Source organism: Thiohalocapsa sp. (assembly GCF_019695415.1).
Classification (GTDB): Bacteria; Pseudomonadota; Gammaproteobacteria; order Chromatiales; family Chromatiaceae; genus Thiohalocapsa.
The window spans coordinates 1,529-9,768 of the sequence record NZ_JAIFKJ010000283.1 but is presented as its reverse complement, the minus strand read 5'-3'; the positions used below and the strand labels follow the sequence as shown (position 1 = coordinate 9,768).

At 67.2% G+C, this 8,240-nt stretch carries 9 protein-coding genes; 7 read left to right on the top strand and 2 right to left on the bottom strand.

Annotated elements, in window-relative coordinates; genetic code table 11:
• Position 1 precedes the first annotated feature (1 nt).
• Both I6U14_RS08120 and I6U14_RS08115 read right to left on the bottom strand, forming a co-directional pair.
• Entirely contained in the window at positions 2–1,120 is a 1,119-nt protein-coding gene (locus I6U14_RS08120; RefSeq protein ID WP_296898343.1) for a calcium:proton antiporter, read from the bottom strand.
• 246 nt (positions 1,121–1,366) lie between these two features.
• On the bottom strand, positions 1,367–2,245 hold the full coding sequence (locus I6U14_RS08115) for an SIR2 family protein (RefSeq protein WP_296898342.1): 879 nt from the start codon (positions 2,243–2,245) through the stop codon (positions 1,367–1,369).
• A gap of 342 nt (positions 2,246–2,587) precedes the next feature.
• Between I6U14_RS08115 and nifE the strand changes: the two genes are divergently transcribed.
• The 7 genes from nifE to fdxB all read left to right on the top strand — a co-directional run bounded on the left by nifE (position 2,588) and on the right by fdxB (position 8,037).
• Positions 2,588–4,069 (top strand): nitrogenase iron-molybdenum cofactor biosynthesis protein NifE, encoded by a 1,482-nt coding sequence (nifE, locus tag I6U14_RS08110; protein WP_296898340.1) that lies wholly within the window; start codon positions 2,588–2,590, stop codon positions 4,067–4,069.
• The gene (gene nifN / locus I6U14_RS08105; protein WP_296898338.1) at positions 4,062–5,525 is read left to right on the top strand and encodes a nitrogenase iron-molybdenum cofactor biosynthesis protein NifN; all 1,464 of its coding nucleotides are present in this window, start codon (positions 4,062–4,064) and stop codon (positions 5,523–5,525) included. Before nifE ends, nifN begins: the two co-directional genes overlap by 8 nt.
• 70 nt (positions 5,526–5,595) lie before the next feature.
• Positions 5,596–6,105 (top strand): NifB/NifX family molybdenum-iron cluster-binding protein, encoded by a 510-nt coding sequence (locus tag I6U14_RS08100; RefSeq protein ID WP_296898336.1) that lies wholly within the window; start codon positions 5,596–5,598, stop codon positions 6,103–6,105.
• Between the two features lie 169 nt (positions 6,106–6,274).
• A complete protein-coding gene (locus I6U14_RS08095) occupies positions 6,275–6,757 on the top strand; it encodes a SoxR reducing system RseC family protein (RefSeq protein ID WP_296898334.1) in 483 nt (160 codons plus the stop codon).
• Positions 6,758–6,863: 106 nt separating this feature from the next.
• Positions 6,864–7,340 (top strand): NifX-associated nitrogen fixation protein, encoded by a 477-nt coding sequence (locus I6U14_RS08090; RefSeq protein WP_296898332.1) that lies wholly within the window; start codon positions 6,864–6,866, stop codon positions 7,338–7,340.
• Between the two features lie 122 nt (positions 7,341–7,462).
• A complete protein-coding gene (locus tag I6U14_RS08085) occupies positions 7,463–7,675 on the top strand; it encodes a CCE_0567 family metalloprotein (RefSeq protein ID WP_296898331.1) in 213 nt (70 codons plus the stop codon).
• Between the two features lie 53 nt (positions 7,676–7,728).
• Positions 7,729–8,037 (top strand): ferredoxin III, nif-specific, encoded by a 309-nt coding sequence (gene fdxB / locus I6U14_RS08080; RefSeq protein ID WP_296898329.1) that lies wholly within the window; start codon positions 7,729–7,731, stop codon positions 8,035–8,037.
• Positions 8,038–8,240 lie beyond the last annotated feature (203 nt).

The following is an 8,240-nucleotide window of genomic DNA, read 5'->3' as shown; positions in this document are numbered from 1 at the left end:
GTCATGGCGCGAAGATGAGCATCACATAAGCCAGAAACAGCGTCAGGTGCACCATGCCCTGCAGCAGATTGGTGCGGGCTGCGCTGAAGGTCACCACCGACACGGCAAGCGTCAACAGCAGCAGCACAAAGTCGGCGTTCTGCAGTCCAAGCGCCACGGGCTCGCCGGTAACCAGGCTGACGGTCAGCACCGCCGGGACGGTGAGCCCGATGGTCGCCAGCGCGGAGCCCAGGAAGATATTCACTGAGCGCTGCAGGCGGTTCGCCACGGCCGCCTCGACGCCGCCGATACCTTCGGGCGTCAGCACCAGCGCGGCAACGATGAAGCCGCCGAGAGCCGCGGGCAGGTCCAGGGTCTCGATGCCGTATTCGATGGGAACCGCGATCTTCTTCGCGAGCAGCACCACCGGCAGCATATACGCCAGCAGCATGACCGCGTGGAACGCGAGTGAGCGCACCTCCAGTCCGTCGTGGCCGTGCCCATCCTCGGCACCGGCGGTTTCGGCCTGCGTGAAGTAGCCGGCATGACGCACCGTCTGGATCGCCAGGAAGGTGCCGTAGAGCGCCAAGCTCATCACCACCACGAACATCGCCTGAAAGCCAGACAGCGTCGGCTCCGCAGTGGACACCGTGTAGTCTGGCAGCACCAAGGCCAGCACCGCCAGCGGGATGATGACCGACAAATAGGCGTTGGCACCCTGCAGGTTATAGGTCTGCTCACGGTGGCGGAGGGCGCCGAGCAGCAAGGTGAGCCCCACCAAACCGTTCAGCACGATCATAATCACGGCGAACATGGTGTCACGGGCCAGCGCCGGGTTATCGGCGCCGTGCAGCATCAGGGTGGCGATCATCATCACTTCGATCGTGATCACCGAAAGGGTCAGGATCAGCGTGCCATAGGGCTCGCCGAGCTTGACGGCCAGGCATTCGGCATGATGCACAACGCGGATGGCCGCCCACAGAATCACCACGAACAGCCAAAGGAACACAAGGCCGAGCCAGGCAAGGCTGCTCAGGTCCGCAAGCCAGGTCTTGCCGAACAGCAGGAAGAGGACGGTGGTGACGAAGATGGGCAGAAGCGGCGCCTCGGCGCGCCAAACCGGGGTCACGGTGTGCGGCATGGTGGGGGGCTCCAGGCGGCCTACGCAGACACCGATTTACTGGGCATCCTGCCCAATCAATCGGCGTTTCTCTCGGACTGCGCCAAGAGGATACACGCCCGGCGCGCGCGTGCCGACCTACGCACGGTCGTAGGGCCGCATCAGACTGCCATTGCTGTCGGTCACGCCCAAGCGACCAACACAGCAGCGATCAACGCCACGCTGCTGCGGAAAGCCCAGCCGAGATGGACCGACCCAACCGCGCGTTCAGCAGCCGACCTCGTAAGCAGGCGGTACCAGCCCATCCTCGTGGGCAGCAGCCTGCTCAAGGAAATCCTCCAGGTCCGCCCCGATGACCTCGATGCCCTTCTTCTCGCAGAACCGAAGCTCCTTCTCGGTGGGCTCCGGGATCAGTGCGTAGCCAGCGGGCTCGCCGGCGGCGTAGATGATGTCTGACATCACCATGCGCTCGGTGTCGCGGGTGAAGCGCATCCCGAGGAAGAGATACTGCCGCCCCACCCGATGCTCCTTGAGGAACTTGGGCAGGCCGAAGCCGCCCATAAGCTCGGTGATGTAGTCCACGAAGTCGGCGTCCGAGGCAATATAGGTCGCATCCGGTCGGGGGCTGCCCAGCGGCTTGAACAGCATGGGCAGCTGCGGGTCGACGCTGGACTGGTCCACCTCGCGGTAGGCCTCGCCGTCGTACACGTGCAACTTGAAGCGATAGTCCGTACCTCCCACCCTGGCGATGCCGCGAATGAGCGTGTGTGGACGCTCAGCGTAGGAGTCCTGGAGCTGTGTGTCGCGGTTGATGTCGATGACATAGGGCGGCGCGGCGGCGGCGAGCCAGTCGTGCAGTGCAGCGCGGGTCCATTGGCGCTGGCCGTAGAGCTGGTCCAGGAAGCGGTTCACGGCGCCGCGACCGCGTTTCAGCTCCACATTCATGGCGGCGCGCGGGAACTCCCACATGAGCTTCGGCGCCATGGGCCGCCCGTTGTTCATGGCGATGATGAGGTCGTCGCTCAGCGCCGGCATGGGCTCGCCAGAGCTCGTATCGCGCACGTCGAACAGCACACCGGGCCCGAGGTAGGGGACCAGATCGCCGCGCTGCACGGCCTGGGCGAGATCAGTGAGGGACAGAGACATGGGTTGGGCTTCCGTCGTTGTCGGGCCGAGGGTCATCTGATTCATGCAAGCAACCCTGGTGCCAGACGGGCTGCGCACTAACAGGCTTCGTACGCGGCCTGTCTAGGGCTGTCTTCGGCGGCGCCTGCCCCCGGGGCTTGCGCCTGTCCCAAACCCCTCACCCGCTGCGGCTTGTCGACTTTGTGACATCGCCGGTGCCAGCCCCTGTGCGCGGGCGGCCACAATGCAACGACCTCTCCCGAACAATCACTTAGCGTAATCCTGGCGCCGGCGGCGGCGACCGCCTGCGCGCTGGCACGGCTTCTGCTTCCCGCCATCCGAAGCCCACGCGCAGGATCAAGCATGAAGCAGAAAGACATCGCCGCGCTCCTAGACGAGCCGGCCTGCGAGCACAACAAGAAAGAAAAATCCGGCTGCGCCAAGCCCAAGCCGGGCGCCACCGCCGGCGGCTGCGCCTTCGACGGTGCGCAGATTGCCCTGCTGCCCATCGTGGATGTCGCGCACATCGTGCACGGCTCCATCGCCTGCGCCGGCAGCGCCTGGGACAACCGCGGCACCCGCTCCACGGGCCCTGAACTGTTCAAGCTCGGCATGACCACGGACCTGACGGAGCAGGACGTCATCATGGGGCGCGGCGAGAAGCGGCTCTTCCACGGCATCAAGCAAGCCATCGAGACCTACGAGCCCTCCGCGGTGTTCGTCTACAACACCTGCGTGCCGGCGCTCATCGGCGACGACGTCGGCGCCGTCTGCAAGGCCGCCACGGAGCGCTGGGGCACGCCCGTGATCGCAGTGGACGCCGCCGGCTTCTACGGCACCAAGAACCTGGGCAACCGCATCGCTGGCGAGACCATGGTCCGCCAAGTCTGCGGCACCCGCGAGCCGGACCCGCTGCCAGCGGGCGTCGAGCGCGGCGGCTTCAAGGTCCACGACATCACACTGATCGGCGAGTACAACATCGCCGGCGAGCTGTGGCACGTCCTGCCGCTGTTGGACGAGCTGGGGCTCAGGGTACTGTGTACGCTCTCAGGCGACGCCCGCTTCCGGGAAGTGCAGACCATGCACCGTTCGGAAGCCAACATGATGGTCTGCTCCAAGGCCATGATCAACGTGGCCCGGCAGCTGAAAGAGCGCTACGGCACACCCTGGTTCGAGGGCAGCTTCTACGGCGTCGCCGACATGTCCCGCGCGCTGCGCGACTTCGCGCGGCTCATCCACGACCCAGCCCTCACGGAGCGCACCGAGGCACTGATCGCGCGCGAGGAGACGCGGTTGCGGGAGGCCCTGGCCCCCTGGCGCGAGCGCCTGGCCGGCAAGCGCGCGCTGCTCTACACCGGCGGGGTCAAGTCCTGGTCCGTCGTGTCAGCCCTGCAGGATCTGGGCATCAGCGTGGTTGCCACGGGCACCAAGAAGTCCACCGAGGACGACAAGGCACGCATCCGCGAGCTGATGGGCCAGGACGCGCCGATGATCGAGGACGGCAACCCGCGCTCGCTGCTCGATCTCTACAACCGCTATGACGCCGACGTGATGATCGCCGGCGGGCGCAACATGTACACCGCGCTCAAGGCGCGCATTCCCTTCCTCGACATCAACCAGGAGCGGGAATTCGGCTACGCCGGCTACGACGGCATGCTGGAGCTGGCCCGCCAGCTCTGCGTCACCCTGGAGAGCCCCATCTGGGCCGCCGTGCGCAGCGCACCGCCCTGGGCGGTGCCGACATCACCGGTCACCGACCCCGAATCGGTTCCCGTGGGAGCGCTGGCGCCGGCGCCAGTCGCCGAGCAGGACGACACCGAGCAGGAGGTCGCGACCCATGCCTGATCCGACCGACACGCCGCGCGTCACCCCGCCTCCGGTCACTCCCCCGGCCAATGCCCCGATCACTCCACCGGAAATCGTCAAGCGCAACAAGGCGCTGGCGGTGAGCCCGCTCAAGGCCAGCTCGACCCTGGGCGCCACCCTCGCTTTCCTGGGCATGGACCGTTGCCTGCCCATGCTGCACGGCAGCCAGGGCTGCACGGCCTTCGGCAAGATCTTCTTCATCCAGCACTTCCGCGAGCCCATGCCGATGCAGACCACGGCGCTGGACCAGGTCAGCACCATCATGGGCAGCGACGACGCCGTGGTGGAAGGGCTCGCGACCATTGCGAGCAAGCATGCGCCCGACCTCATCGGCCTGCCCACCACCGGCCTCACCGAGACCCAGGGCGCCGACATCGAGCGCGCGGTGGCCATGTTCCGGGCCAAGCACCCGGAGCACGACCAGATCGCCGTGGTGCCGGTGAGCACGCCGGACTATGCCGGCAGCCTGGAGTCCGGCTTCAACACCGCGCTCAAGGCCATGATCGAGCGCTTGGTGCCGAAGGCAAGCGCCTGCGGCACCCGCCCCGGTCGCCGCCGCCGGCAAGTGAACGTACTGCCCGGTGCGCATCTGACGGTGGGCGACCTGGAGCACATCAAGGACCTGCTGGAGCGCTTCCGGCTGCGCCCGGTGCTGCTGCCGGACCTGTCCGACTCCCTGGACGGCCACCTGGCAGACACGGACTACAGCGCGCTCACCATCGGCGGCACCCGGCTGGAGGAGCTCGAGCACCTGGGCGATGCGGTGGCGACCCTGGTCATCGGCAGCTCCCTCGACGGCGCTGCGGATGCACTGGCGGCCCGCACCGGCGTGCCGGACTATCGCTTCCCGCACCTGATGGGTATGGACGCCATGGACGCCTTCATCACGACGCTCGCCGAGATCAGCGCGGAGCCGGTGCCGGACCGCATCACGCGCCAGCGCAGCCAGCTGCAGGACGCCATGCTGGACGCCCACTTCTCCCTCGGCCAGGCACGCTTCGCGGTCGCCGCCGACGGCGACCTGCTCGCCGCACTCACCCAGCTCCTGGCCGCCATGGGCGCAGAGACCGTGGCGGCCGTCGCGCCCACCAACGGCCCTGCGCTGAAGCAGGTGGCGGCGGCGTCCGTGAAGATCGGCGACCTCGAAGACCTGGAGCAGATCGCTCGGGCGAACGGCGCCGAGGTGCTCATCACCAACAGCCACGGCGTGCACACCGCGGAGCGCCTGGGCATTCCCCTGCTGCGGGCCGGCTTCCCGCAGTTCGACATGCTCGGCGGCTATCAGCGCCAGTGGATCGGCTACACCGGCACGCGGGCGACCCTATTCGAGCTGGCGAATATCCTGCTCGGGCTGCACAAGGGCGAGATCCATGCCTACCGCTCAAGCCTCAAGCAGTGGCCGGAGGCCGAGCGCGGCGCGACCGCCACGGCCTGACGAGCACCCAGACCAGCGCGCCAGCCAGCCATCGGCCGAGCAACGACGACCCGGCAGAGCGGAGACCACCATGACCTTCGAACGCAAGCTCAGGATCATAGACGGCGGCACGCCGCCAACCGCAGATGCCGGCGTCGGCGCCGACGACACCGCCGAGCAGGTGTGCGTGGCCTTCGCCAGCGCCGACCGCAAGCACGTGGACCAGCACTTCGGCGCCGCCGAGGGCTTCGTCATCTACCGTGTCGGCCCGCACCGCTACGAGCTGATGGAAGCCGCCCAGTTCGGTCGGCTCGACATGGACGGCAACGAAGACAAGCTAGCCGCGAAGATCGACGCCCTCGCCGACTGCGTCGCCGTCTACTGTCAGGCCGTGGGCGCCTCCGCCATCGGCCAGCTCAAGACCCGCGGCATCCAGCCCATCAAGGTCGCCCCGGAAACACTCATCAGCGGCCTGCTGCGGGAGCTGCAGCAGGAGCTGCGCGAGGGGCCGAGCGCCTGGCTGGCCCGGGCCATGGAGCGACGCGCACCGAACCGCGCGGATCGGTTCGAAGCGATGGAGGCGGAGGGGTGGAACGAATGAAGTTTGAACTGAGCAGTTTGAAGCCCGGTAGCGCGGATAAGCGCAGCGCATCGGCCGTCTTTGGCTGAGGGCTGAGGGCTGAGGGCTGAGGACATCACGCAAACCCTGACCTCCGCCCTCCGCCCTGCTCGACGACCTACATGAACGAAACGGAAGGAAGCTCCAGTCAATGATCGAGCAAGAAGCCTCAGTTGTTGCCGTCGCCGACGGCGCTGCGCTCGTGGAGGTGCCGCGGCGGAGCAGCTGCTCCGGCTGTGGGCACGGCGCGAGCTGCGGCACCGCCACCGTTGCGAAGTTGTTCGGCAACGGCAGTGCCACGCGACTGCGAGTCATCGACCATCTGGGCCTCGCCGCCGGCGAGCGCGTAATCATCGGCATCCGTAGCCCGCTCCTGGTGCGGGCGTCGCTCACCGCCTATCTGCTGCCGCTCTTGGCTCTGGTGGCCGCCGCCGGCGGTGCCGAAGCCGCAGGCCTCGGCGATGTCGCCGGCGCCGCGAGCGGTTTAGGCGGCCTGCTCGCGGGCCTCTGGCTCGCCGGACTCATCACCGGTGGCAGTGGGGCTCGGGCACGCTTCCGGCCCGTGCTGCTGCGACGTACCACTGGCGCTGCCTGCATCACCGTCGAACCGCCACATCCGACGGTGGCGGGGTGAACACCAGTGCGAAGTGCGTGGTGCGTAGTGCGTGGAGCGCCGCCACCCCGCACTACGCACCGCGCACTGCGCACTCTCCACTTCTCACAACCAACTCAGAGCAACAATGACCGAAACAGCTACCCCCAAAATCGCCGCAGACGACCCCGTCCTAGAAACCGCCTTCGGCCAGGAGATGGTCCGCCAGATGCGCGCCATCGACGCCTACGGCACCACCGACAACCAGTCCGCGGCGGAGATCCTGGAGCCCTTTGTCCTCACCAAGGAGGAGAAGCGCGAGCTGCCCATCGTCGGTGATCCGGACGAGATCGTCATCGCCCGCATCCAGGTCTTCTACAACGCCATCGCGGCGCTCATCGAGCAGGAATGCGGCCTGATGGCCGTGCCGCTGGTGAACCTGACCCACGAGGGTTTCGGGCGCGTGCTGATCACCGTCGGCAAGCTCGTGGTGTTGGACCGCAGCCTCCGCGACGTGCACCGCTTCGGCTTCGCGAGCCTCAGCAAGATGAAGGACGAGGCAGACAAGTATCTGTCCGTGGCGATCGAGCTGGTGGGCGAGCATTCGGACGTGGCGGGCCTGTAGGGCCGAGTTTCGAATGACGAGTAGCGAGTAACGAGTATCGAGTAGCGAGGCGGGGCAGAAGCAGAAACGCCGTTCTCCCTCTCCCCTCGCCCCTCGAAACTCGAAACTGGAGCGAAGCGACCATGACCGACGAAGACCTGAAAGCACTCGAGAAGGCCGTGAAGAAGGCCAAGCGCATCGCCAGCGAGCGTGCCAGCGAGCTGCACGACCTGGTGGAGGACCGCCTGCCGGCGGCATACGAGGAGATTCCAGCCACGGCTCAGGCCACCTACGAGGCCTGCCTGGCCTGGGCGGAGGCCACGGCCAAGCTGAAGGCGGCCGAGGCAACGGCCTGAGCACACCGCGCGCTGCTGACAGCCAAACACCCTCAACCCAAGCGGAGCCAAGCATGAGCACCATCACCGGCCTGACCCGCGGCGGCGTCGAATGGACGCCCGCGTTTGTGACCTCACTCAATCAAGCCAACTGCATCGGCTGCGGGCGCTGCTTCAAGGTGTGCCCGCGGGACGTTTTCGAGCTCATCGACAGGGACGACCTGGAGCTCGACGACGATGACGACTTCGATGACGACTTCGACGAAGCCCCAGGCATGGTCATGAACCTGAAGGACGCCTTGGACTGCATCGGCTGCGAGTCCTGCTCCCGCGTCTGCCCCAAGGGCTGCCTTACGCACGAGCCGCAGGCGCTCGCGGCTTAGCCCGACAGGGGCGGGTCAGCGCAGCGCCCGCCCCGCCCACGGCGACGCCTCAACCCCAGGCGTCGCCCTTGGGCTTATCTGCCTGCGCCGCCGTCTTCTTGGCGGCGACCTGCTTGCTGCCGGTCCTCTTCGCGGTCGCCGTCTTCTTCATCCCGGCCTTCTTCCATGCGGCTGTCTGCTTGGTCGTCGCCCTCATTCACGGC

Excerpts from the sequence above, each read along its gene's own strand:
- I6U14_RS08120 (WP_296898343.1), bottom strand. The coding sequence starts at position 1,120 with ATGCCGCACACCGTGACCCCGGTTTGGCGCGCCGAGGCGCCGCTTCTG.
- I6U14_RS08115 (WP_296898342.1), bottom strand. The coding sequence starts at position 2,245 with ATGTCTCTGTCCCTCACTGATCTCGCCCAGGCCGTGCAGCGCGGCGAT.
- nifE (WP_296898340.1), top strand. The coding sequence starts at position 2,588 with ATGAAGCAGAAAGACATCGCCGCGCTCCTAGACGAGCCGGCCTGCGAG.
- nifN (WP_296898338.1), top strand. The coding sequence starts at position 4,062 with ATGCCTGATCCGACCGACACGCCGCGCGTCACCCCGCCTCCGGTCACT.
- I6U14_RS08100 (WP_296898336.1), top strand. The coding sequence starts at position 5,596 with ATGACCTTCGAACGCAAGCTCAGGATCATAGACGGCGGCACGCCGCCA.
- I6U14_RS08095 (WP_296898334.1), top strand. The coding sequence starts at position 6,275 with ATGATCGAGCAAGAAGCCTCAGTTGTTGCCGTCGCCGACGGCGCTGCG.
- I6U14_RS08090 (WP_296898332.1), top strand. The coding sequence starts at position 6,864 with ATGACCGAAACAGCTACCCCCAAAATCGCCGCAGACGACCCCGTCCTA.
- I6U14_RS08085 (WP_296898331.1), top strand. The coding sequence starts at position 7,463 with ATGACCGACGAAGACCTGAAAGCACTCGAGAAGGCCGTGAAGAAGGCC.
- fdxB (WP_296898329.1), top strand. The coding sequence starts at position 7,729 with ATGAGCACCATCACCGGCCTGACCCGCGGCGGCGTCGAATGGACGCCC.